Origin of the sequence: Streptomyces sp. NRRL F-5135 (assembly GCF_000719775.1) — a bacterium.
Lineage (GTDB): Bacteria > Actinomycetota > Actinomycetes > Streptomycetales > Streptomycetaceae > Streptomyces > Streptomyces hebeiensis.
Genome location: NZ_JOHR01000019.1, coordinates 33,685 through 55,951, shown reverse-complemented (window position 1 = coordinate 55,951; position 22,267 = coordinate 33,685). Strand labels below are relative to the sequence as shown.

At 73.7% G+C, this 22,267-nt stretch carries 20 protein-coding genes and 5 tRNA genes; 16 read left to right on the top strand and 9 right to left on the bottom strand.

What is annotated here, in order from left to right; translation table 11 throughout:
* Nucleotides 1-66: 66 nt before the first annotated feature.
* Both IG02_RS0128840 and IG02_RS0128835 read left to right on the top strand, forming a co-directional pair.
* The gene (locus IG02_RS0128840; RefSeq protein ID WP_107055727.1) at nucleotides 67-693 is read left to right on the top strand and encodes a sigma-70 family RNA polymerase sigma factor; all 627 of its coding nucleotides are present in this window, start codon (nucleotides 67-69) and stop codon (nucleotides 691-693) included.
* 36 nt (nucleotides 694-729) lie between these two features.
* Nucleotides 730-1,233 (top strand): GNAT family N-acetyltransferase, encoded by a 504-nt coding sequence (locus IG02_RS0128835; RefSeq protein ID WP_030754361.1) that lies wholly within the window; start codon nucleotides 730-732, stop codon nucleotides 1,231-1,233.
* Nucleotides 1,234-1,397: 164 nt separating this feature from the next.
* Here the strand turns inward: IG02_RS0128835 and IG02_RS0128830 are convergent, their stop codons facing one another.
* Together IG02_RS0128830 and IG02_RS0128825 are read right to left on the bottom strand one after the other, a co-directional pair.
* The gene (locus tag IG02_RS0128830; protein ID WP_037804580.1) at nucleotides 1,398-1,856 is read right to left on the bottom strand and encodes a hypothetical protein; all 459 of its coding nucleotides are present in this window, start codon (nucleotides 1,854-1,856) and stop codon (nucleotides 1,398-1,400) included.
* A 6-nt stretch (nucleotides 1,857-1,862) separates the two neighbouring features.
* A complete protein-coding gene (locus IG02_RS0128825) occupies nucleotides 1,863-2,222 on the bottom strand; it encodes a hypothetical protein (RefSeq protein ID WP_030754357.1) in 360 nt (119 codons plus the stop codon).
* 174 nt (nucleotides 2,223-2,396) lie between these two features.
* Here IG02_RS0128825 and IG02_RS0128820 point away from each other — a divergent pair, with 174 nt between their 5' ends.
* The 9 genes from IG02_RS0128820 to IG02_RS0128780 all read left to right on the top strand — a co-directional run bounded on the left by IG02_RS0128820 (nucleotide 2,397) and on the right by IG02_RS0128780 (nucleotide 15,720).
* The gene (locus IG02_RS0128820; RefSeq protein ID WP_030754355.1) at nucleotides 2,397-3,041 is read left to right on the top strand and encodes an HAD family hydrolase; all 645 of its coding nucleotides are present in this window, start codon (nucleotides 2,397-2,399) and stop codon (nucleotides 3,039-3,041) included.
* Nucleotides 3,042-3,482: 441 nt separating this feature from the next.
* The gene (locus IG02_RS0128815; protein WP_030754353.1) at nucleotides 3,483-4,634 is read left to right on the top strand and encodes a methionine ABC transporter ATP-binding protein; all 1,152 of its coding nucleotides are present in this window, start codon (nucleotides 3,483-3,485) and stop codon (nucleotides 4,632-4,634) included.
* Nucleotides 4,631-5,302 carry a methionine ABC transporter permease gene (locus tag IG02_RS0128810; protein ID WP_030754351.1) on the top strand — a complete coding sequence of 224 codons (672 nt, stop codon included), beginning with the start codon at nucleotides 4,631-4,633 and terminating at the stop codon, nucleotides 5,300-5,302. The genes IG02_RS0128815 and IG02_RS0128810 overlap by 4 nt, the downstream gene beginning before the upstream one ends.
* 93 nt (nucleotides 5,303-5,395) lie before the next feature.
* Entirely contained in the window at nucleotides 5,396-6,250 is an 855-nt protein-coding gene (locus tag IG02_RS0128805) for a MetQ/NlpA family ABC transporter substrate-binding protein (protein ID WP_030754348.1), read from the top strand.
* Between the two features lie 160 nt (nucleotides 6,251-6,410).
* Nucleotides 6,411-7,049: a GNAT family N-acetyltransferase gene (locus tag IG02_RS0128800; protein WP_051765856.1), complete on the top strand. Its 639-nt coding sequence runs from the start codon at nucleotides 6,411-6,413 to the stop codon at nucleotides 7,047-7,049.
* Nucleotides 7,050-7,395: 346 nt separating this feature from the next.
* Nucleotides 7,396-8,616, top strand: a complete 1,221-nt coding sequence (cbiE, locus tag IG02_RS0128795; RefSeq protein ID WP_030754344.1) for a precorrin-6y C5,15-methyltransferase (decarboxylating) subunit CbiE — start codon at nucleotides 7,396-7,398, stop codon at nucleotides 8,614-8,616.
* Nucleotides 8,617-8,959: 343 nt separating this feature from the next.
* Nucleotides 8,960-13,021, top strand: coding sequence for a nicotinate-nucleotide--dimethylbenzimidazole phosphoribosyltransferase (cobT, locus tag IG02_RS0128790; protein ID WP_030754342.1), 4,062 nt, complete (start codon nucleotides 8,960-8,962; stop codon nucleotides 13,019-13,021).
* A 553-nt stretch (nucleotides 13,022-13,574) separates the two neighbouring features.
* Nucleotides 13,575-14,909: a uroporphyrinogen-III C-methyltransferase gene (gene cobA, locus IG02_RS0128785; RefSeq protein ID WP_078854914.1), complete on the top strand. Its 1,335-nt coding sequence runs from the start codon at nucleotides 13,575-13,577 to the stop codon at nucleotides 14,907-14,909.
* Nucleotides 14,902-15,720 (top strand): TrmH family RNA methyltransferase, encoded by an 819-nt coding sequence (locus IG02_RS0128780; RefSeq protein ID WP_030754336.1) that lies wholly within the window; start codon nucleotides 14,902-14,904, stop codon nucleotides 15,718-15,720. The genes cobA and IG02_RS0128780 overlap by 8 nt, the downstream gene beginning before the upstream one ends.
* 41 nt (nucleotides 15,721-15,761) lie before the next feature.
* Here IG02_RS0128780 and IG02_RS0128775 read toward each other — a convergent pair whose 3' ends face one another.
* Nucleotides 15,762-16,973 carry a serine/threonine-protein kinase gene (locus IG02_RS0128775; protein ID WP_199814105.1) on the bottom strand — a complete coding sequence of 404 codons (1,212 nt, stop codon included), beginning with the start codon at nucleotides 16,971-16,973 and terminating at the stop codon, nucleotides 15,762-15,764.
* 217 nt (nucleotides 16,974-17,190) lie between these two features.
* Here IG02_RS0128775 and IG02_RS0128770 point away from each other — a divergent pair, with 217 nt between their 5' ends.
* A complete protein-coding gene (locus IG02_RS0128770; protein WP_030754332.1) occupies nucleotides 17,191-17,451 on the top strand; it encodes a hypothetical protein in 261 nt (86 codons plus the stop codon).
* Between the two features lie 186 nt (nucleotides 17,452-17,637).
* The gene (locus IG02_RS0128760; RefSeq protein WP_030754327.1) at nucleotides 17,638-17,844 is read left to right on the top strand and encodes a hypothetical protein; all 207 of its coding nucleotides are present in this window, start codon (nucleotides 17,638-17,640) and stop codon (nucleotides 17,842-17,844) included.
* A 213-nt stretch (nucleotides 17,845-18,057) separates the two neighbouring features.
* Here IG02_RS0128760 and IG02_RS0128755 read toward each other — a convergent pair.
* The 5 genes from IG02_RS0128755 to IG02_RS0128735 form a co-directional block, all read right to left on the bottom strand.
* Nucleotides 18,058-18,129: transfer RNA gene (locus tag IG02_RS0128755), tRNA-Val, on the bottom strand.
* 30 nt (nucleotides 18,130-18,159) lie between these two features.
* Nucleotides 18,160-18,231, bottom strand: a tRNA-Val gene (locus IG02_RS0128750).
* 28 nt (nucleotides 18,232-18,259) lie between these two features.
* A tRNA-Val gene (locus IG02_RS0128745) sits at nucleotides 18,260-18,331 on the bottom strand.
* 1 nt (nucleotide 18,332) lies between these two features.
* A tRNA-Cys gene (locus IG02_RS0128740) sits at nucleotides 18,333-18,406 on the bottom strand.
* 38 nt (nucleotides 18,407-18,444) lie between these two features.
* A tRNA-Gly gene (locus IG02_RS0128735) sits at nucleotides 18,445-18,517 on the bottom strand.
* 294 nt (nucleotides 18,518-18,811) lie between these two features.
* Here IG02_RS0128735 and IG02_RS0128730 point away from each other — a divergent pair.
* The 3 genes from IG02_RS0128730 to IG02_RS0128720 all read left to right on the top strand — a co-directional run bounded on the left by IG02_RS0128730 (nucleotide 18,812) and on the right by IG02_RS0128720 (nucleotide 21,627).
* Nucleotides 18,812-19,873 (top strand): chorismate-binding protein, encoded by a 1,062-nt coding sequence (locus tag IG02_RS0128730; RefSeq protein ID WP_030754325.1) that lies wholly within the window; start codon nucleotides 18,812-18,814, stop codon nucleotides 19,871-19,873.
* Entirely contained in the window at nucleotides 19,874-20,695 is an 822-nt protein-coding gene (locus tag IG02_RS0128725; RefSeq protein ID WP_030754322.1) for an aminotransferase class IV, read from the top strand.
* A gap of 92 nt (nucleotides 20,696-20,787) precedes the next feature.
* Nucleotides 20,788-21,627 (top strand): GNAT family N-acetyltransferase, encoded by an 840-nt coding sequence (locus IG02_RS0128720; RefSeq protein ID WP_030754320.1) that lies wholly within the window; start codon nucleotides 20,788-20,790, stop codon nucleotides 21,625-21,627.
* A 64-nt stretch (nucleotides 21,628-21,691) separates the two neighbouring features.
* Here the strand turns inward: IG02_RS0128720 and IG02_RS0128715 are convergent, their stop codons facing one another.
* Nucleotides 21,692-22,210 (bottom strand): DsbA family protein, encoded by a 519-nt coding sequence (locus IG02_RS0128715; RefSeq protein ID WP_030754317.1) that lies wholly within the window; start codon nucleotides 22,208-22,210, stop codon nucleotides 21,692-21,694.
* Nucleotides 22,211-22,267 lie beyond the last annotated feature (57 nt).

The window sequence follows — 22,267 nt, the reverse complement described above, 5'->3', positions numbered from 1 at the left end:
ATCCCGGGGAGGCCGGAAGGGCGCACCGCCTCGGACGCACCGGCCTCCTCCGACGACCTCTTCCGCGTGCTCCTCCCGCTCGTACGCGCCGAGGCGGAGGCCGAGGCCGCGGCGGCCGGCGCCGAGGCGCGTGACCTCGAACAGGGCGTCTGGGTACGGCTGCTGGAACGGCTCGCGCACGCCCCGGCGGGACGCCACGCCCCCGGCGGCCGCCGTCCCCGTGACGCCTCCGATCCGTACGTCCCGGCCCCGCATGCTCCCGCCGCCCCGGGCCTGCCCGGCCCGTACGCCCCCGCCCAGGACGCTCCCGGCCCCGGCGACGGCCTCGCCCACTGGGTACGGGACGCCGTACGGGAGGAGGCCCGCCACGCGCTGCGCATCGCCGCGCACGAAGGCCGTTACGTCCGCCGCGACGGCCCCGCCGCCGGCCCGGAGACCGACCCCGAAGGGCTGGCGCTGCGCACCGACCGGCGCCGTACGCTCCGCGCGGCCGTCGGACGCACCCCCGGTCGCTGTCCGGAGGTGCTCACCGCGATGCTGTCGCCCGAAGACCCCACCTACCGTGAGATCGCGGGGGAGTTGGGTATGTCACAGGGCAGTTTGGGGCCATTGAGGTCGAGATGCCTGGGATGCCTTCGCAGATTGCTGGTGGCGGAGGTTGGGCTTCCGGGCCGAAGGGGAAAGGAGCGATAGACAACCGGTCGGCAAGTGAGCGGGAGGCATGCACACATGGGCATGAGCGTGACCATCTCAGCGGCGAGAGCGCAGGACGCGGAGCAGATCCTCAAGCTCCAGTACCTCTGCTACCAGTCAGAGGCCGAGCTCTACGGCGACTACACCATCGAGCCGCTCACCCAGAGCCTCGACGACCTCACGGCCGAACTCGCCCGCGGGCACGGCCTGGTGGCCCGCCTCGGTGACGAAGTGGTGGCGTCGGTACGCGGCTGTGCGGACGCGGAGGGCACCGCACGGATCGCCAAGCTCGTCGTCCACCCGCGGCTGCGCCACCACGGTCTCGGGGGACGGCTGCTCGACGCCATGGAACTCCACTTCACGAGCGATCCGGCCGTCCGGCGCCTGCAGTTGTCCACCGGCCACCGCAGCGAGGGCAATCTGCGGCTGTACCGCAGCCGTGGCTACACGCCCGTGGCGACGGAACAGGCCGGGCCGCGCCTGCGGCTGGTCACCCTGGAGAAGGCGGCTCCCTCCGGGGCGTATGCGGCGAGCGCCTGACGTGCGGGGCGGAATCCTTCGGGTCGCTCCGGTCCCGCCCGCTGTTCCCGCCGGTCCCGTCCGGTCCCGGGCGTCCGACCGACTCGGCCGCAGAGGATTCCGCCGTCATCCGCCTCCCGCCGGCCGGCCCCTGTCACCCGGCCTCCGCTGCCAACCGGTCCCCGTCATCCCGTCGCCGAACCGGATCCCGTCGCCGAACCGGCCGCCGCTCCGTTCCGCCGGGACCTCCGCAGCCAGAGGATGCCGGTCACGGGCAGCAGCACGGGGATGAACACGTATCCCATGCCGTAGTCCGACCAGACCGTGGCGTCCGGGAAGGCCGACGGATCCGCCAGCGTCCAGGTCCCGACGATCAGGACCCCCGCCAGCTCGGCGCCGCAGCACACCAGCGCCGCCTTGCGCGCCGTCTCCCCGCCGCGCACGAACGTGTACGTGATGAACACGTACACCACGCCCGCCACGGCCGACAGGACATGGGCCAGGGGCGCGCCGTCGAAGTCGGTGGCGATCTGGTAGACCGACCGTGAGACGGCGCCGACGGACATCACGCCGTACAGCCACACCAGCAGCAGACCGGGGCCCCGCACCAGCTTCGCCGGTGCCACCCGCCCTTCCTCCGCCATGCCGCGTCACCCTCCCCAGATGTCGTGCAGCCGCACTTCCAGCACCGCGAGGACGACCGCGCCCGCCGACACGGTCACCGAGCCCCAACGGGTCCGCTCACCGAGCGAGAGGAAGCCTGCCGCCGGAACCGCCAGCAGGGCGCCCAGCAGGTACGAGACGAAGATCACCGACCCCTGCGCGGGCCGTTCACCGCGCGCCAGCAGCACGATCGCCACCGCCAGTTGGGCGAGCGTCAGCACGGTCACGACGGCCATGCCGATGAAGTGCCAGTCCTTGGTGGGCTGGTCGCGGTACGCGGCGTGACCGCACCAGGCGGCGAGGACGAGCGCGGTCACGGAGACCGCGACCGTCAGGGCGACAAGCATGGACCTGAGCGTATTACGGGGTGAAAAGCCCTCGTCGCGCGCCCCCGGACGGCCCGTGCCCGACCTCCCCGGGGACCTCGGGCGGCGGTCCGGACCCCGGGCATGGGGGGTGTGCGCGGCCCGGACACCGCCCGGACGCGGACCGGTCGTCCCGGCCACGTAGGGTCGGGCCACATGAAGACGCACGCCGAAGCCCTGCTGTTCGACAACGACGGGACCCTTGTCTCCTCCCAGGACTCGGTGGACCGCTGCTGGGGCCTGTGGGCGAAGGAATACGGCATCACCGCCGAGGACCTGGCGCGTGCCGGGCTGCACGGCCGTCCCGCGGTCGAAATCGCCGCCGACCTGCTGCCCGCCGGTATCGTGCCCGCCGCCCTGGCCCGCATCGAACAGCTGGAGGTGGACGACGTCGCCTCCGTCACGGTGCTGCCGGGCACCGCCGACCTGCTCGCCGCCCTGCCGGGCGAGCGCTGGGCCGTGGTCACCTCCGCCACCCGCCGCCTGGCCGAGGCCCGGCTCGCCCGGGCCTCCATCCGGCCCAAGACGGTGATCGCCGCCGACGACATCACGCGGGGCAAGCCCGACCCGGAGCCGTATCTGCTCGCCGCCCGGCGGCTCGGGGTGGCGCCGGAGCGCTGTGTCGTCTTCGAGGACGCCCCGGCCGGACTCGCGTCCGCGCACGCCGCCGGTATGCGGACCGTGGCCTTGGCCACAACACACGACCGGTCCGAACTGACCGCCGACGCGGTGGTCAGCGACCTCTCCCAGGTATCGGTGCAGGTCACGGCGGACGGGGTGGAGATCCGTACGGCCGGGTGACGACCTCGACGCGAGGGCGCCGTACGGCGTGGACCGGTCGAGCCGTCCGAATGCCGCGACATAAATGTCCGGTATACGGACTGCCCTCTTTCGGTCGCGCGCCGGTCTGCTTTACTGACGGCATGACCACGACGAGCTACCGCGCCCCCGCGACCGAGGCGATCACAACGCCCGGTGCTCGTTGTCTGTGTCGAATGTGCGCCATCTGAGGGCCCCTGCCCGACGCCTCGCGCCCCGAAGCGAGGCCCGTACGACAGCCCGCGCCACGTCCGCGCGCCATGGGGCCCCGTCACACCGGGGACCGTGCGCCGGATTGCCCCGCCTCCGCCCGCACACACCGCCGCACGGCCACCCGCCGCGTCGGTGTGGAGCGTCGGAACGACGAATGCCCCGTGTCCGGCTCACACTGCGCCGGGCACTCGACAGTGACGGATACCCCCTGTGATCACTACTACGGGCCTGACGAAGGTGTACCGGTCCGCGCGCTCGCGCGGCCGGCACGTCACCGCGCTCGACGGCGTCGACCTGCACGTCCGCGAGGGCGAGGTCTTCGGCGTCGTCGGACAGAGCGGCGCCGGGAAGTCGTCGCTCATCCGCTGCGTGAACCTCCTGGAGCGCCCCACCTCCGGCACCGTGACGGTGGACGGCCAGGACCTCACCGCACTCGCCGGCCGCGGCCGGCGGGCGGGGCGGGAACTGCGCAAGGCCCGCAGCTCCATCGGCATGGTCTTCCAGCACTTCAACCTGCTCTCCTCGCGGACGGTCAAGGACAACGTCGAGCTGCCGCTGGAGATCCTGGGGGTCTCCGGCCAGGCACGCTCCCGCCGCGCCCTGGAACTGCTGGACCTGGTCGGCCTGGCCGACAAGGCCAAGGCGTACCCCGGCCAGCTCTCCGGCGGGCAGAAGCAGCGCGTCGGCATCGCCCGCGCGCTGGCCGGTGACCCCAAGGTGCTGCTGTCCGACGAGGCGACCAGCGCGCTCGACCCCGAGACCACGCGCTCGATCCTCCAGCTGCTGCGCGACCTCAACCAGCAGCTCGGCCTGACCGTGCTGCTCATCACGCACGAGATGGAGGTCGTCAAGACGATCTGCGACTCGGCCGCGCTGATGAGCGGCGGCCGGATCACCGAGTCCGGCACGGTCGACGGACTGCTCGCCACCCCCGGTTCGCGGCTCGCGCGGGAGCTGTTCCCGGTGGGCGGGGCGGCCTCCGGCCCGGGCCGTACGGTCGTCGACATCACCTTCCACGGGGAAACGGCGAGCAGGCCGGTGATCTCGGAGCTGGCCCGCACCTACAACATCGACATATCGATCCTGGGCGCCGCGATGGACACCGTCGCCGGACGCCAGATCGGCCGGATGCGCATCGAACTGCCCGGCTCCTACGAGGACAACGTCGTGCCGATCGGCTTCCTGCGGGAACAGGGGCTCCAGGCCGAGATCGCGGACGGGGACGGCGGGGACGCGAAGAACCACCGGACCGCCGGGGCCGCGGCCGCCCCCGAGGCGGCCGGGACGGCGGAGGCCGCACGCGGCGCCGCGCCGACCGTGCCCGCGCAGCAGACCGCCCCGGCGAAGGAGACGTCCAAGTGACCTGGTCGGAAATGCAGCCCCTGCTGTCCCAGGGGACCATCGACACCCTCTACATGGTGCTGTGGTCCGCGCTCGTCACCATCGGCGGCGGACTGCCCCTCGGACTGCTGCTCGTCCTCACGGACCAGGGCGGACTGCTCCGGAACGCGCCGGTGAACAAGGTCCTCGGTGCGATCGTGAACATCGGCCGCTCGCTGCCCTTCATGATCCTGCTCATCGCGCTGATCCCGTTCACCACCCTGGTGGTGGGGACGTTCATCGGCCCGACCGCGATGATCGTGCCGCTCTCCGTCGGCGCCATCCCGTTCTTCGCGCGGCTCGTCGAGACGGCGGTCCGCGAGGTCGACCACGGACTGGTCGAGGCGGTCCAGGCGATGGGCGGCTCGATCCCCACGATCATCCGCAAGGTGCTGCTGCCACAGGCGCTGCCCTCGCTGGTCTCCGCGGTGACCACCACCGTCATCGTCCTCATCGGCTACTCGGCCATGGCGGGCGCGGTCGGCGGCGAAGGTCTCGGTTCCAAAGCGGTCACCTACGGGTTCCAGCGCTTCGAGAACAACTTCATGATCGCCACGGTCGTGATCCTCATCCTGATCGTCACCGTGATCCAGCTGATCGGGGACGGAGTCGTACGGCTGCTCGCCCGCCGGGGCCGCGCCGCGTCCTGATCCCCGGCCGGCTCTCCCGACCTTCCGCCGGCCCGCACTCCTTGTCCGGGCCCTCACCACGACACCCGTTTCTTTCGGAAAGAGGCACTTTTCGTGCGTACCAGCATCAAGTACACGGCGGCCGCGGCCGCCACCGCCGCCCTCGCCCTCGGTCTCACCGCCTGCGGCACCGCGTCCGACCCCGGCTCCTCCGACGACGCCACGGCCGACACCTCCAAGCCGCTGGTCGTCGCGGCGTCCCCGACCCCGCACGCGGACATCCTGAACTACGTCAAGAAGAACCTCGCGGCGAAGGCCGGCCTCAAGCTGGAGGTCAAGGAGTTCACGGACTACGTCCTGCCGAACACCGCCACCCAGAGCGGCGAGGTCGGCGCCAACTTCTTCCAGCACAAGCCGTACCTGGACGACTTCAACAAGAAGAAGGGCACCGACATCGTGCCCGTCGTCAACGTCGAGCTGGAGCCCCTGGGCCTGTACTCGAACAAGGTCAAGGACATCAAGGACCTCAAGTCCGGCCAGACCGTGGCGCTCCCGAACGACACCACCAACGAGGGCCGCGCGCTCAAGCTGCTCGCGGACAACGGTGTGATCACCCTCAAGGACGGCGTGGGCAACGACGCCAACCTCTCCAGCATCAAGGACGCCAAGGGGCTGAAGTTCAAGGAGCTGGAGGCGGCCACCCTGCCCCGGGCCCTGAACGACGTCGACGCGGCCGTCATCAACGGCAACTACGCCATCGAGGCCAAGCTCAGGCCCGCCGAGGACGCGCTGGTCCTGGAGAAGGCGGAGAACAACCCCTACGCCAACTTCCTCGCCGTGAAGCGCGGCAACGAGAAGGACCCGCGGGTGACGAAGCTGGCCGAGCTGCTCAACTCGCCCGAGGTGAAGAAGTACATCGAGGACACCTTCGACGGCGCGATCGTGCCCGCGTTCGGCGCGGTCGAGTAGGACCGGCCCGCCAGGACCGCCGGACCGTCGCCCGTCGGCGAGTGCCCCGCGTACACCCGTTGTGCGCGGGGCACTCGTATCCGTACCGCCCCGCCCATGCGCATCCCCGCCCGATGCTGCATGCTGTGCATTTACGACGGACTGAGGCATGGAGCTGTGCATGACTACCACCTTTCCGGACGTCTCCATCAGCACGGAGCGGTTGGTGCTGCGCCCCTTCGAACGGGCGGACATTCCGGCGCACATCGAGATGATGAACGACGAGTTGGTCACCGCCTGGACCTCCGTACCGCACCCGTACACCAGGAGGGACGCCGAGGAGTGGGTCAGCAGGATCGCCCCGGCCGAACGTGAGAAGGGCCGCGGGATCGCCTTCGCCGTCACCGAGTTCCTCACCCAGCGGCTCGTCGGTGTCATACGGCTGCGCAACACCAACTGGCACGCCCTCGCCACCGAGGCCGCGTACGTCACCGCTCCCTGGGCCCGGGGCGAGGGGTACGCCACCGAATCGGTGCTCGCCGTCGCCCAGTGGCTGTTCCGCGACCAGAAGTTCGAGCGCATCGAACTGCGCACGGCCGCCGACAACACCGCCTCCCAGCAGGTCGCGCAGAAGATCGGCTGTATCAGCGAAGGTGTCCTGCGCAACGCGTGGATAGCCAGGACCCGTACCGAGGACGGCGGCTGGACCGACATCAGGACCGACCTCATCGTGTGGGGCCTGCTGCCCGAGGACCTCGAGGGAGTCGCCGAACAGCTGGCGGACACCTCGGGATACGCGTCGTACACCGACTGGCGCTGAGAGCCGCCGCGCGCGAACCGGCGACGACGCCCCGACCGGCCGTCCCGCACCGCCGCCCGCACCACGGGCCCGTGCCGGCCATATCCCCGTACCACCCACGCCGCCGTACCACCCACGCCACCGCACCGGACACCACCCGGCCGTTCCACCCCCGGCCGCCCGGCCGCCCGAAAACCGGGACAGGTACTCTCACCGTGCCCAACCCGCCCGCCACCGCGCGGCCGAGCCCCCGGTGCCACGGCCGCGGCCCGTGCCGACGACGGCCGACCGCCGGGCGGCGGCACCAGGCGCGATCCCTCGCGCCCGCCCGCGCCCGCCCGCGACAACACTCGGGAGACTGACGACGATGGCCGACCGCGTCATGGTGATCGGCTGGGACGGCTCGCCCCTCACCCCCGCGGCCAGGTCCGCGCTCTCGGCCGCCACCCTGGTCGCCGGTGCCGCCCACCACCTCGCGCTCCCGGAAGTGCCGCCGAACGCCGAGCGCATCCGGCTCGGCAGCATCGACCTGGCCGCCCGCCGGATCGCCGGGCACCGCGGCAGCGCCGTCGTCCTCGCCGACGGCGATCCGGGCTTCTTCGGCGTCGTCCGTACCCTGCGCGCCCCCGAACACGGCCTGGAGGTCGAGGTCGTACCGGCGGTCTCCGCCGTGGCCACCGCCTTCGCCCGCGCCGGGATGGCCTGGGACGACGCCCAGATCGTGGTCGCCCACCCGCGTACGCTGCGCCGTGCCGTCAATGTCTGCCGGGCGCACACCAAGGTCGCCGTCCTCACCTCCCCGGGCGCCGGGCCCGCCGAACTCGCCCTGCTCCTCGAAGGCGTCCACCGCACCTTCGTCATCTGCGAGGAACTCGGCACCGAGCGGGAACAGGTCAGCGTGCTGACCTCCGACAAGGCCGCCGACCACGTCTGGCGGGACCCCAACGTCGTGATCGTCATCGGCGGGATCGGCACGGCGGCCTCCCCGGGCGCGGGCTGGCTCGCGGGCCGGGACCCCGGCTACCCGCCCGCCGCCCGCGGCTGGGCACTGCCCACCGCGGAGTACGGCGTCACCCTCGACGAGGGCGAGTCGACCTGGCTGCGCGCCGCCCAACTGGCCAGGCTCGGCCCGCGTACCGGCGACCTCATCTGGGACATCGGCTCGGGCAGCGGGGCGATCGCGGCGGAGGCCGCCAGGTTCGGCGCCGCCGTGATCGCCGTGGACGACGAGCCGGGGGCCTGTGCCAGCACCGCCGCGGCCGCCCGCCGCGCCGGGGTCCAGATGCAGGTCGTCCAGGGCCGCGCGCCGCAGATCCTGGAGCGGTTGCCCGAGCCGGATGTCGTACGGATCGGGGGCGGCGGCATCGACGTCGTCGTCGCCTGCGCCGACCGCAGGCCCGAACGGATCGTCACCCACGCCGCGACCAGGGACGAGGCGGAGGCTGTCGGCACGGCGCTGCGGGGCGGCGGGTACGTGGTGGAGTGCACCCTCCTGCAGTCCGTCGAACTCGACACCGGCGCCTGGTCGGAGCGCGAACGGTCGGTCGTCTTCCTGGTCTCGGGACGGCGGCGGGAAAGCGCCCCCTGACCCGCGTTCCGCCTGGCGCGAGGTAGGCTGGCCGATCGTTGTACGGCAGCCGGGCGTTCGTCGTTTCGTTCGTCAATGTCCGGAAAAGGGGACTGTTTTGGGCCCCCTGTGGTACGACGAGGACCGGGGGACGCGTCGACGTGGCGCAGTCCACACAGCCGGGACGGACCTCCCGCCACGGCTGTGCAAGCCCGCGTGAAACCGCGAGAATTCGTGGACGACCGCGGGCCATTCGTGCCGCGTGGCGCCGACGCTCGTTGTTCTCGACGGGCGCCGCGAGCGCCACGGCGCGGGCGCCCGGTCGAAGGGCTGAAGGAGCACAACCAATGGGCGAGGGGTACGCATGACTGACACCGGCCAGGTCCCGGGCGAGGGACTGCCGGAGAACGCAGGCATGGTGGATCAACCGGGCATGCCCGCTCCCGGCGCGTACACCTACCTGGACCCCTCGGCACCCGCCACCGAGGACGAGGACGTCCTGCTGATGCCGAGTTCCCAGGGGGGCTGGGGCGATCCGCAGGTGGTGCCCGCGGAGACCCACGCCGCGTACGCCGCGCCCGGGGGCTACGCCGTCCCCGAGGGGTACGCGGCGAACGGGGGCTACGCGGTCCCCGAGGGCTACGCGACGCAGGAGGGCTACGTGGCCCCCGACGGGTACGCCGTGCCCGAGGGGTACGCCGCCCCCGCCGAGGTGTACGCGGGCGCGGGGGCGGCCGGTCACCCCGGCCAGGGTGCCGAGGCGTACGCGAACCCCGAGCAGGCCCAGGTCCAGCAGGTCGCGGTCCAGCAGCAGGTACCGCCCATAGAACAGCCGGCGCCGACGGCGGAGCCGGTGGCCCAGACCCGGACCGAGACGCAGCTGCCGGCTCAGGCCCAGGGCGGCCCGGCGATGCCGGGGCAGCAGGCCGTCGCGGAGGCGCGGCACGCCTACGGGACGCCCGAACAGCCCGAGTTCGCCCCGGCGGGGCCGGACGCGACGGCGTCGGCGCAGGCGGTTCCGGAGGCCGGGACGGCCGTTCCCGACGCGGGCCAGGGGCCGGAGGCCGCCGCCGGGACCCAGGCCCCGCACCAGCCGGACGCGCACGAGACGGGGGGCCGCGACACCGGTTCGGTGGACCTCAGCGGTGTACGGATGCCGGCCCCGCCCACGCCCGCCCCGGCGCCGGGCCCGGCCGCCCCGACGCCGCCGCGCCGTCCGTTGCACCTCGGCCCGCCGGTGCCCGACCCGACGGGCGGTGTGGTGCGCTCGCTCGCCGACCGGGGGCCCGCGGGTGCCCCGTCGCGCACCGCGCGGGCGCGGAAGCGGCCCCAGCAGGCCCAGGCCCAGGCGGCCGCGCCGGTCCAGGTCCCCGTCCAGGCCCCGGCCCAGGTCCAGATTCAGGCGCCGCCCCAGGCCGCCCCGGCGGTCGCGGTGGAACAGCCCGCCGTCGCGGGGGGCGAGGGCGCGACGCCGCCGGGGCCGTCGCTCGGCGAGATGCCGCCGCGTGCGGGCGAGCCGTGGACGACGGAGGCACCGGCCGAGCCGCAGCCGCGGCAGCAGTCCGGTACCGGACCGGCCACGGCCGAGGCGGAGGTGCCCGCAGAAACGGTCGTCCCCGAGGCGGTTCCCATGCCGGCCCCCGAGCAGGTGACGGAGCCCGCCGGGACGACGCAGGCGCCCCAGGAGGTGCCGACGCCTCAGGAGCCGCAGGCCCCGCAGGGAGAGGAGGCCCCCGAAGCCGCGGTAGCGGAACCCGCCGCGCAGCCGGCCGCCGAGCCCGTCCCGGTGCCGGAGGCCGCCGTCGCGGAGCCCGCCGCCGTGGCCGAGGTGCCCGTGCCGGAGGCCCCGGCGGAACCGGCCCCGGTGACCGAGACCCCCGCTCCGGTGGCCGAGGCGCGACAGGAGCCGGAGCCTGCCGTTCAGCAGGAGCAGGAGCAGGAGCAGGAGCAGGAGCCTGCCTTTCAGCAGGTGGTGGAGCCGGAGCCGGTACCCGAACCGGCCGCCGAGGCCGTGCCGGAGGAGCGGCCGGAAGCGCAGGCCGAGCCGGCGCGGGCAACCGAACCGGCCCAGGCCCAGGTCCACGTCCAGGCCGAGGTCCAGGTCCAGACGCCTGATCAGGCAGAAGCCCCGGCCCCCGAGACGGAACCTGCCACCGAGCCGCCCGTCGTCCAGGAGGCGGCCCCGGAGCCGGATCCCCAGCCGTCCCCCGAAGCCGAGCCCGTTGCCGAAGACCGGACCGAAGCCGGCCGGGCGCCCGCCGCGGAGGAGGCGGAGGTGCCCGCCGCCCCGCCCGCTCCCGAGTCCGTACCGGAACCCGCACCCGAACCCGCCGCCGCGCCTGCTTCCGAGCAGCCGCCGGAGCACCGGGCCGAGCGGGAGACCGCTACGGAGGCCCCCCAGGAGGTCCAGGAAGCCGCCCCGGACCCCGTGTCCGAGCCCGAGCCCGCTCGGCCGGCCCCCGCGACCGCGCAGGCGGCGCAGCCGGCAGCGGACTCCGTACCGGACTCAGCACCTCAGCCGGCTCCGGCCGCCGAGGCGCTGACCGAGAGCCGGCCGGAGTCCGGGACAGAGGCCGAGGCGGAGTCCGGGACAGAGGCCGAGGCGGAGTCCGGGACAGAGGCCGAGGCGGAGACCGGGACACCGGCGGAGACCGCTGCCACCGCTTCCGCCACCCAGGACGAGATCCCCGGCACGCCCGCCGAGTCCGGCTACGACGACGCCGAGCGCGAGGCGGTGCTCCGCGTGATGCGCGAGCGCCGTGACATCCGCAACGGCTTCCGCCCCGACCCCATCCCGCACGAGGTGCTGCTCCGCGTCCTGGAAGCCGCGCACACGGCCCCCAGCGTGGGCCACTCACAGCCCTGGGACTTCGTCGTCATCCGCTCCGCCGAGACCCGGCGGTCGATGCACGAACTGGCCCAGCGCCAGCGCGACGCGTACGCCAAGTCGCTGCCCAAGGGCCGGGCCAAGCAGTTCAAGGAACTGAAGATCGAGGCCATCCTCGACACCCCGGTGAACATCGTCGTCACCGCCGACCCGACGCGCGGCGGACGCCACACCCTCGGCCGGCACACCCAGCCGCAGATGGCGCCGTACTCCTCCGCGCTCGCCGTGGAGAACCTCTGGCTCGCGGCCCGCGCCGAGGGCCTCGGGGTCGGCTGGGTCAGCTTCTTCGACGAGCGGGAGATGGTCCGCACGCTGGGCCTGCCCGAGCACCTCGAGGTCGTGGCGTACCTCTGCGTCGGCTACGTGGACGAGTTCCCGCAGGAACCGGAACTGCTCCAGGCGGGCTGGTCCAAGCGGCGACCGCTGTCCTGGGTCGTGCACGAGGAGACCTACGGCCGCCGGGCCCTGCCGGGCGAGGACCCGCACAATCTGCTCCAGGAGACCATCACCGGCATCCGCCCGCTGGACGCCAAGGCGCTCGGTGAGGCGTGGGAGCGCCAGAAGCGGATGACCAAGCCGGCCGGTGCGCTCGGCATGCTGGAGATCATCTCGGCACAGCTGAGCGGGCTGTCGCGGATGTGCCCGCCGCCGATCCCGGAGCCGGCCGCCGTAGCGGTCTTCGCGGGCGACCACGGCGTGCACGCCCAGGGCGTGACCCCGTGGCCCCAGGAGGTGACCGGACAGATGGTCGCCAACTTCCTGGCCGGCGGGGCGGTGTGCAACGCGTTCGCGACCCAGGTGGGGGCGGAGGTGTGCGTCGTCGACGTGGGGGTCGCGAGCGAACTCCCCGCGACCCCGGGCCTGCTGCCGCGCAAGGTCCGCGCCGGCACGGCCGACTTCACGACCGGACACGCGCTGACCCGCGAAGAGGTCCTGTCCGCGATCGAGGTCGGCATCGAGACGGCGCGCGACCTGGTGGCCGCGGGCAACAAGGCGCTGCTGACGGGCGAGATGGGCATCGCCAACACGACCGTGTCCGCCGCGCTGATCTGCGTCTACACGGGCCAGGACCCGGCGGAGGTGACCGGGCGCGGCACGGGCGTCAACGACGAGACGCACGCGCGCAAGGTCGACGTGGTGCGCCGCGCGCTCGAACTCCACCAGCCCGACCCGTCCGACCCCATCGGCGTCCTCGCCGCCGTCGGCGGTCTCGAACACGCGGCGCTGGTCGGCTTCCTGCTCGGCGGCGCGTCGATGCGGACACCGGTGGTCCTGGACGGTGTGAGCGCGGGGGCGGCGGCGCTGGTGGCGCGCGCGATCGCGCCGGAAGCCCTGGCGGCGTGCATCGCGGGCCACCGCAGCGCGGAACCGGGCCATGCGGTGGCCCTGAACAAGCTGGGCCTGCGTCCGCTGGTCGACCTCGACCTACGCCTGGGCGAGGGTACGGGCGCGCTGCTCGCCCTGCCGTTGATCCAGAGCGCCGCGCGCGCGATGCACGAGGTGGCGACGTTCGATTCGGCGGGGGTGACGGAGAAGTAGCGGGCCGCTTCCCCGTCAGGCCTCCGCGCATCCACGGGCCCGGCGGCGAGGCCGCCCCTCCCGGGTCCGGGCGCCGGGCACACGGAGCCGTGGGATCGGCCGTGAGCCCACGGACGGGCCCGACGGCCGTCCGCACCCGGCTCCGCCCCCTGGTACACGGGAACGGACCTCCGCCCCGTACCCGCCCGGCCCCGGGCACGTCCTCGAGCGGACCGGACACGCCGGACCGGACACGCCGGACCGGACACGCCGGACCGGACATGCCGGACCGGACGCGCCGGAGCGGGCGCGGCGCGGCGCCTGCCGCGGTGGCGCGCCCGAGGAAGGGCCCGAACAGCCGGAACAGGGCGTGGTGGGCGCACCCCCGCGGCGCCGCCGCCCCGTAAGCTGATCCCCGGGCCACCCGCCCCCACCAGCCGCTTCACCGACGCAGCGGCCCGCGGCCGGCAGCCTGTGTTCCGCGCCCGGCCGCACCGCGCAACGCGCCCGGCGCGATGCGCACCGCACGCCCGCGCCGCACTACCCGCCCGCTGTCCGAGGAGCCCCTACCGATATGGCCGAGCACGCCGACCGCGCCGCGCAGACGACGCACCCCGCCTACCCCGTAGGACTCCGCCTCGCCGGACGGCGCGTCGTCGTCCTCGGCGGCGGTCAGGTCGCCCAGCGCAGGCTGCCCGCGCTCATCGCGGCCGGCGCGGACGTCCTGCTGGTCTCGCCGTCCGCGACGCCCTCCGTCGAGGCCATGGCGACAAGCGGGGAGATCCGCTGGGAGCGCCGGCGCTACCAGGAAGGCGATCTCGACGGCGCCTGGTACGTCCTCGTCGCCTCCAGCGACCCCGAGGCCAACCGCGCCGCCTCCGCCGAGGCCGAGCGCGGCCGCGTCTGGTGCGTCCGCAGTGACGACGCGGACGCCGCTACCGCCTGGACCCCGGCCACCGGCCGGGACGAGGGCGTCACGGTCGCCGTGCTCACCGGCCGCGACCCGCGCCGCTCCGCCGCCGTACGGGACGCCATCGTCGATGGACTGCGCGAAGGCACCCTCGCCGCCCCCCAGCACCGCACCCGCACCCCCGGCGTCGCCCTCGTCGGCGGCGGCCCCGGCGACCCCGACCTGATCACCGTGCGCGGCCGGCGGCTCCTGGCCGAGGCCGATGTCGTGATCGCCGACCGGCTGGGCCCGCGCGACCTGCTGGACGAACTGCCGCCGCACGTCGAGGTGATCGACGCGGCGAAGATCCCGTACGGCCGCGCCATGGCCCAGGAGGCCATCAACGAGGCGCTGATCGAGCACGCCAGGGCGGGCAAGGCGGTCGTACGGCTCAAGGGCGGCGACCCGTTCGTGTTCGGGCGCGGCATGGAGGAGGCGCAGGCGCTCGCCCGGGCGGGCGTCCCGTGCACGGTGGTGCCCGGCATCTCCAGCTCCATCAGCGTGCCCGGCGCCGCCGGGATCCCCGTCACCCACCGGGGGGTGGCCCACGAGTTCACCGTCGTCAGCGGTCATGTCACGCCGGACGACGACCGTTCCCTGGTGGACTGGGCGGCGCTGGCCCGGCTCCGCGGCACGCTCGTGCTGCTGATGGCCGTCGACAAGATCGGCGCCATCGCCGAGGCGCTCGTCGCGCACGGCAAGGACCCCGGGACACCCGTCGCCCTGGTCCAGGAGGGCACCACGGCCGCCCAGCGCAGGGTGGACGCGACGCTCGCGACGGTGGGGGAGCGGGCCAGGGCCGAACAGGTACGGCCGCCCGCCGTCATCGTCATCGGGGACGTGGTGGCCGTGGCGGCCGATACCCGGGTCGCCACGGCCGGCGCGCCGCGCACCGCGGCCGGCGCGGTCCCCGCCCCGGCCGACGCGGACCCGACGGGGGCGGCGCCCGGCCGTGGCTGACCTCATCACCGTCGACGACCCCGACGACCCGCGCCTGCGGGACTACACCGGCCTGACCGACGTGGAACTGCGCCGTCGGCGGGAACCGGCCGAGGGCCTGTTCATCGCCGAGGGCGAGAAGGTCATCCGCCGTGCCGGGCAGGCCGGGTACGCGATGCGGTCCATGCTGCTGTCGGCCAAGTGGGCGGACGCGATGCGGGACGTCATCGAGTCCGCCGGGGCACCGGTGTACGTGGTCGAGCCCCGGCTCGCCGAGCGGGTGACCGGCTACCACGTGCACCGGGGCGCCCTGGCCTCCATGGGCCGTAAACCGCTGCCGACGACGGCCGAGGTGCTGCGTACGGCCCGCCGCGTCGCGGTGATGGAGGCGGTCAACGACCACACCAACATCGGCGCGATCTTCCGCAGCGCCGCCGCGCTCGGGATGGACGCGGTCCTGCTCTCCCCGGACTGCGCCGATCCGCTCTACCGGCGTTCGGTGAAGGTCTCCATGGGCGCGGTCTTCGCCGTCCCGTACGCCCGTCTCGACGGTTGGCCGACCGCGCTGGAGGCCGTGCGGGAAGCGGGTTTCCGGCTGCTGGCCCTCACCCCGGACGCGGCGGCGGTGCCGATGGACACCGTCGCGCCGCACCGGATGGAACGGGTCGCGCTGATGCTGGGCGCGGAGGGCGACGGGCTGTCCCGGCGGGCGCTCGACGCGGCCGACACCCGGGTCCGGATCCCCATGGCACACGGGGTGGACTCGCTGAACGTCGGTGCCGCCGCGGCCGTCGCCTTCTACGCGGTCACGGCGGGCCGCCCGGAGAGCTGACGGGCCCGCCGGCCACGGGGCGGGCACAGTGAAAGGACCCCTCAGAGCTGCTGGGCCGCCGCGATCCCCAGTGCCACGATCAGCGTCACCACGACGAAGACGATCAGCCGCTGCCGCAGCAGGCGCGGATTGGCCGGTCTGAGTCCGGAGGACGAGGGCCGCGCGCCGGTCCGCCTGCTCCCTCCGGTGGGCGAGCCGCCACGGGGCCGCGGGGCCCGTGCGCCACCGGGCCGGGCGGAGGAGCCCGTACCGCGTGGGGGACCGGCGGACCGGGAGGCCTGGCCGCCCGGAGCCCGGCCGGGGGGGCCGACGGAGCCGCGGTCGGACATGCGCTCGGCGGCGCGTTCCGTGTACCGCTCGGTCAGCCGGGGCGCCGGTGGCTCCTGCCCCTCCCGGGCCCGCCGGACGAACGGCCGGCTGTCGGACAGCCCCTGCGCCTCCCGCGCCGCGATCTCCTTGAGCCGCATGGACAGCTGGAGCGTGCTGGGCCGCTCCTCCGGGTCCTTCGCCAGACAGGCCCGCACCAGCGGCGCGAGGGCGTCCGGCACCCCGTACAGCTGGGCCTCCTCGTGCACCACCCGGTAGAGCATGACCTCGGAACTGCCGTGCCCGAACGGCGAATCGGCGGTGGCCGCGTACGCCAGCGTCGCGCCCAGCGAGAACACGTCCGTCGCGGGCGTGACCGCCGCGCCGCGCACCTGCTCGGGGGCCAGGAACCCGGGCGAGCCGACGGCCGTGCCCACGTGCGTCAGCGTGCTCGCGCCGGTCGCCCAGGCGATGCCGAAGTCGATGATGCGCGGTCCCTTGGGGGAGAGCAGGATGTTCGACGGCTTGAGGTCGCGGTGCACGACCCCCGCCTCGTGCACGGCCACCAGACCCTCGGACAGCGCGGCACCCACCGATGCCACCTCGGCCGCGGTGAGCGGGCCCTCCTCGTTGACCTTGTCGTGCAGCGAGGGCCCGGGAACGTACTGGGTGGCGAACCACGGCCGGTCCGCTTCGAGATCGGCGGCCACGAGCCGCGCCGTACAGCCTCCCCGGATCCGCCGGGCGGCGGACACCTCACGGGCGAACCGCGACCGGAACTCCTGGTCCTCGGCCAGATCCGGCCGGATCACCTTCAGCGCGACGCGCTGGCCCCGCCGGTCGGAACCCAGGTAGACCACACCCATGCCGCCCGCGCCCAGCCGCCGGTGCAGCCTGAACGAGCCGACGACACGCGGGTCCTCGCGCCGGAGCCGCATCATCGCCATGTCCATCCCCGCTGCCCGGTCGTCCGTGTGACGTGGCACAGCTTACGTACCCGCACCCCGGTGCGCTCATAGGCCGCGCCCTCGCGGACCGACCGATTGTCAGTGCCGGGTGGGAAACTTGAGGAGTGGTCAGGGGGGCGGGGCCGTGGGCGGAACGATCCCGGGTCCCCGCCCCGTGCGAGATCCCAAAGATCCGGTACAGAAGGGGGATTGGATCGTGAAGGGTGACCGTGTGGAGATAGTCGTGGACGCTGGGGACACGACGCGTACGTACGAAGTGGTGGCGAGCAGGGCGGGCCGCCGGGTGGAGACGGCCGTGCGCCGTGGCGTGGTGGAAGTGAGCGAAGTCACCCGTAGCGGGGCGGTGGTCAGGACGGCGCGTTTCATGGCGAGCCGGGTGCTCGCGCTGGTCGAGCAGCCGGCGCCCGTGGACGCGCCGTCGCAGCGTCCCCCTCTCAGGGAATCCCCCCAGGCCTAGGACCCGCTCTCCACCCAGGGGAGTACGTCCCGGGGGCGCGCGTCATCCTCCGGGAGGCCCGGCAATCGGTACGCGGGCATGACGCCGTACGTCCGCCCGGTCCCTAGTGTTGGGGCCATGCGGCGGGTGCAGCACTCGTCCCCCGAGGTCGACACCCGCCGCTCCTGAACGGACAGGGAGAGGGACATGGCGGACACGGCAGCGCGGGCGATGATCCGGACACGGGGGCGCAGGGCGTTCGCCGCGTTCGCCGCCCGCCCGTCCGGCAGGCGCCACCCGCTGGTGGCGACGGCGATGGTCCTCCCCCTGGCGGCACTGCTCGTGGTCGCCTTCGGCGGCTGGGAGGCAGTGGTGACACAGGCGTCGTCCGTGGGCGTGATGCTGGGGCGCTGAGCGGCGCCCCGGACCCGGGAGAGCGGCCCGGGTCGGGGACATCCGGCCAAAACCCCGTGGGGACGGGGGTGCGGCGGACGGCAGTGATCGGCCGGTCAGCTGGGGAGCTGACCGGCCGTTTCGCGTGCCCGCCCCGTCGGTCCCACCGCCCCCCTGGTCACCGGCCACAGAAGAAGCCCCCGGTCGATGATCCGACCGGGGGCTCCCCACAAGTGCGCGATACTGGGATTGAACCAGTGACCTCTTCCGTGTCAGGGAAGCGCTCTCCCGCTGAGCTAATCGCGCAGGTGAACCTGCGTTGGTGCGTGTGCCGCGTGCGCGATACTGGGATTGAACCAGTGACCTCTTCCGTGTCAGGGAAGCGCTCTCCCGCTGAGCTAATCGCGCGGGGAATCCGGACGGATCCAGGATTCAGTGGACGATACTGGGATTGAACCAGTGACCTCTTCCGTGTCAGGGAAGCGCTCTCCCGCTGAGCTAATCGTCCTTGGAGGTGGAGACGGGATTTGAACCCGTGTAGACGGCTTTGCAGGCCGTTGCCTCGCCTCTCGGCCACTCCACCAGGAGTGCGGGAACTCCGTGAAGATCCCCCACTGTCCGAGCGGACGACCAGGTTCGAACTGGCGACCTCAACCTTGGCAAGGTTGCGCTCTACCAACTGAGCTACGTCCGCGTGCCGTTTTCCGGGTCCAGTTGCGCGGCCCGGCGACGTGTTGAACTCTAGCGGATTCCGGGGCCAGCACAAAAACGCGTTTCCGCAGCGTGCTGCGGTGCGTTCGCCGCAGGCCCGGGCCCGGCCGAGGGGCGGGGCGAGCCGGGGCCCGCGTCCGGCGGGGTGCCGCGTCCGGCGGGGTTGCCCGGTGAGGGGCGTGCGCACCGGCCGTCGCGACGCGGTGTACGCCGCCGGGAGGGGCGCCGGTGCCGCGACCGGGCGAACCTCGCCGGGAGGGGCACTAGACTCGCAAACGTGTACGACCTCGCGCCTTTGGCCCGTTTCGGCGGCCTCGTAGCCACGGGTCTGCGGGATGTCACCCATGATCCGGAGGCGCTCGACTCCACCGGCTTCTGGGCGGTCGCCGCCGACTTCGAAGGGCGCTTGACCTGCGCCCGCTTCGCCGATGTGCGGCCCGCCGCGGTGCCCGCTCCCGAGCCCGGCCAATGGCGCGGACCGGGGCCCGGTGACTGGACGTCCTCCCTCGACCGCGCCGCGTACACGGCGGGTGTACGCCGTATCCGCGAGCACATCGCGGCGGGCGAGGTCTACCAGGCCAACCTCTGCCGTGTGCTGTCCGCTCCGCTGCCCGGGCCGGACTCCGCGACGGCCGACGTCGACGCGCTCACGGCCCTGCTGGCCCGCGACAACCCCGCGCCGTACGCGGGCACGATCCGGCTGCCGGCGCACGGCGTGGAGATCTCCACCGCCTCGCCCGAGCTCTACCTCCGCCGCACCGGCCGCGTCGTCGAGTCCGGCCCCATCAAGGGCACCGGCCGCACCGCCGCCGACCTGCTGGACAAGGACCACGCCGAGAACGTCATGATCGTGGACCTCGTCCGCAACGACCTCGGCCGGGTCTGCGCCACCGGATCCGTCACCGTGCCCGCCCTGTGTGCCGTCGAGCCCCACCCCGGCCTCGTCCACCTGGTCTCGGCCGTACGGGGGCGGCTCGCCGGCCGGGCCGGCTGGCCCGAACTGCTGGCCGCCACCTTCCCGCCCGGCTCGGTCACCGGCGCCCCCAAGTCCAGCGCCCTGAAGATCATCGAAGAGCTGGAGACGGCCCCGCGCGGCCCCTACTGCGGCGGCATCGGCTGGGTGGACGCGGACCGCGGCACCGCCGCGCTCGCGGTCGGGATCCGCACCTTCTGGATCGACCGCGCCACGGCGGCCCGGCCCGTGCTGCGCTTCGGCGCCGGGGCCGGGATCACCTGGGGATCCGATCCGGAGGCGGAGTGGGAGGAGACGGAACTGAAGGCCTCCCGGCTGCTCGCGATAGCGTCGGGAGCATACGAGGCGAGTGGAAGGACCGCGTAGATGAAGATCTGGGTCAACGGCGGACTGGTGACCGCCGAGGGAGCCCTGGTGTCCGTGTTCGACCACGGCCTCACCGTGGGCGACGGCGTCTTCGAGACGGTCAAGACCATCCAGGGGCGCCCGTTCGCCCTCACCCGCCACCTGGACCGGCTCACCCGCTCCGCCCGGGGCCTCGGGCTGCCCGCCCCCGACCACGACGAGGTGCGCCGCGCCTGCGCCGCCGTCCTGGAGGCCGACCCCGTGGACCTCGGCAGGCTGCGGATCACCTACACCGGCGGGCTGTCGCCCCTGAGCTCCGACCGGGGCGACAAGGGCCCCACGCTGGTCGTCGCCGTCACCGCCATCACACGCCGCCCGGACGACACCGCCGTGATCACCGTCCCCTGGACGCGCAACGAACGCGGTGCCGTCACCGGCCTGAAGACCACGTCGTACGCGGAGAACGTCGTCGCGCTCGCCCGCGCCCACGAACGCGGCGCGACCGAGGCGCTGTTCGCCAACACCGTGGGACGGCTGTGCGAGGGCACCGGCTCCAACGTCTTCGTCGTCCTCGACGGCGAACTGCACACACCGCCGCTCTCCTCCGGCTGCCTCGACGGCATCACCCGGGCGCTCGTCGCCGAATGGTCCGGCGCCCGGGAGACCGACCTGCCGCTGGACGTCCTGGAACGCGCCGACGAGATCTTCCTGACCTCCTCGACGCGCGACGTACAGGCCGTCAGCCGTGTCGACGGCCGTGAACTCCCGGGCGCGGCGGGGCCGGTGACCAGCAAGGCGATGCGCGTCTTCGAGGAGCGCGCGGGCGCCGACCTGGACCCGTGAGAAACCGGCCCGCACCGGTGGGACGACGGCCCGGACCGCGTCATCCTTTAATCGGATGACGCGCCACCGCGCGGCGGGTACAACACCCTGTGATGACCACCACCCTGCGGCCGGCCGGGCCGCTTCACGAGACCGCCGACGGCAGCAGGTCGCGCACCTACGACGTCTGTGTGAACAGCCGCCCCGTCGGATCGATCGAGCTGGCCACGGACCCCGTCTTCGGTCACACGGCCGTGTCCGTGCCGACGCTGCGGATCGACGAGGCCGACCGGCGGCGTGGTCGCGCCACCGTCGCCGCGCTCGCCGCGGAGGAGATCGCGCGCGGCTGGGGCTGCGGCCTGATGACGGCCTCCGTGCCGCCCGCCGCGCACGCCGCACTGCGCCTGGCCGAATCCCTCGGCTACACCGAGCGCAGCCGCAACATGGTCAAGACGCTGCCCGCGCACCCGCCGGAGCCGCCCGCGGGGGTCGAGGCCCGGTCCATGACCGCCGCGGAGTACGAGCGGTGGCTGGCCGGCGCGTACGACGACTACGCCCAGAGCTGGATCGACCGCGGCCTGTCCCCGGACGTGGCCCGCGCCAAGTCGCGGGAGAGCTTCGCGAAGCTGCTGCCCGACGGCCTCGCCACGCCCGGCACCTCGATCGAGGTACTGGTCCACCAGGGTGCGGTGGTCGGCCATGTCTGGGTCGCGCGCCGCGAGTTGAGCCCCGGCACGTCGGGCGCGTACGTGTACGAGGTGGTCGTCGTCGAGGAGCAGCGGGGCAAGGGCCACGGGCGCGCGCTGATGCTCCTGGCCGAGCGGACCGCCCTGGCCGCCGGGCACACGGAGCTGGGACTGCACGTCTTCGCGGACAACACCCCGGCCGTCCGCCTCTACGAATCCCTCGGCTACGCGACCACCCGGCACAACTACTTCAAGCGGTTGCTGTGACCGCCGGGCCCTTTCGGCTCGCGTACCGGTGAGCGAGCCGAAAAGGCCCGGCGGCGGCACGCGGTCAGGCGTCCCCGGCCGACGCCAGCAGCCGGTCCGCGATCTCCTGGATCCGCTCCCGCAGCCCCGCCTGGCTCTTGCCGCCGTCGAGACGTTCGTCGCCGATGACGTACGTCGGGGTGCCGGTGACGCCGATCGCCCTGCCCTCGGCCTGGTCGGCGTCCACGGCCAGGAGGTGACGCCCGTCGATCAGCGCGGTGTCGAACTCCTCGGCGTCCAGGCCCAGCTCGCGCGCCACCTCCAGCAGAACGGGCTCGCCGCGGGCTGCCAGGTCCTCCGCCCGGACCAGCAGCGCCTCCGCGTACTCCCACCCCCGGCCCTGCTCGGCGGCTTCCTCGGCGGCCTGCGCCGCCGCGTAGGCGTGCTTGTGCTTCGCCAGCGGGAAGTGCCGCAGCCGCTGCTCCAGTCGGTCGCCGTAGCGCTCGCGCAGGGCACGCAGATCGGTCAGGGCGGCACGGCAGTCGGTGCACTGGAGTTCGCACCACACGTCGAGGACGACGCGGGCGGGTGAGGAGTCGCTCATGGGGCCAGTCTCGCAGGACCCGATCGCCTCCCCGCCCGTCGGGACGCGGTCCGCAGC

Coding starts and splice junctions, on each gene's coding strand:
- IG02_RS0128760 (WP_030754327.1), top strand. CDS start 17,638: ATGGCGGACACGGCAGCGCGGGCGATGATCCGGACACGGGGGCGCAGG.
- IG02_RS0128800 (WP_051765856.1), top strand. CDS start 6,411: ATGACTACCACCTTTCCGGACGTCTCCATCAGCACGGAGCGGTTGGTG.
- cobA (WP_078854914.1), top strand. CDS start 13,575: ATGGCCGAGCACGCCGACCGCGCCGCGCAGACGACGCACCCCGCCTAC.
- IG02_RS0128715 (WP_030754317.1), bottom strand. CDS start 22,210: ATGAGCGACTCCTCACCCGCCCGCGTCGTCCTCGACGTGTGGTGCGAA.
- cobT (WP_030754342.1), top strand. CDS start 8,960: ATGACTGACACCGGCCAGGTCCCGGGCGAGGGACTGCCGGAGAACGCA.
- IG02_RS0128720 (WP_030754320.1), top strand. CDS start 20,788: ATGACCACCACCCTGCGGCCGGCCGGGCCGCTTCACGAGACCGCCGAC.
- IG02_RS0128835 (WP_030754361.1), top strand. CDS start 730: ATGGGCATGAGCGTGACCATCTCAGCGGCGAGAGCGCAGGACGCGGAG.
- IG02_RS0128725 (WP_030754322.1), top strand. CDS start 19,874: ATGAAGATCTGGGTCAACGGCGGACTGGTGACCGCCGAGGGAGCCCTG.
- IG02_RS0128775 (WP_199814105.1), bottom strand. CDS start 16,973: ATGGCGATGATGCGGCTCCGGCGCGAGGACCCGCGTGTCGTCGGCTCG.
- IG02_RS0128825 (WP_030754357.1), bottom strand. CDS start 2,222: ATGCTTGTCGCCCTGACGGTCGCGGTCTCCGTGACCGCGCTCGTCCTC.
- cbiE (WP_030754344.1), top strand. CDS start 7,396: ATGGCCGACCGCGTCATGGTGATCGGCTGGGACGGCTCGCCCCTCACC.
- IG02_RS0128830 (WP_037804580.1), bottom strand. CDS start 1,856: ATGGCGGAGGAAGGGCGGGTGGCACCGGCGAAGCTGGTGCGGGGCCCC.
- IG02_RS0128820 (WP_030754355.1), top strand. CDS start 2,397: ATGAAGACGCACGCCGAAGCCCTGCTGTTCGACAACGACGGGACCCTT.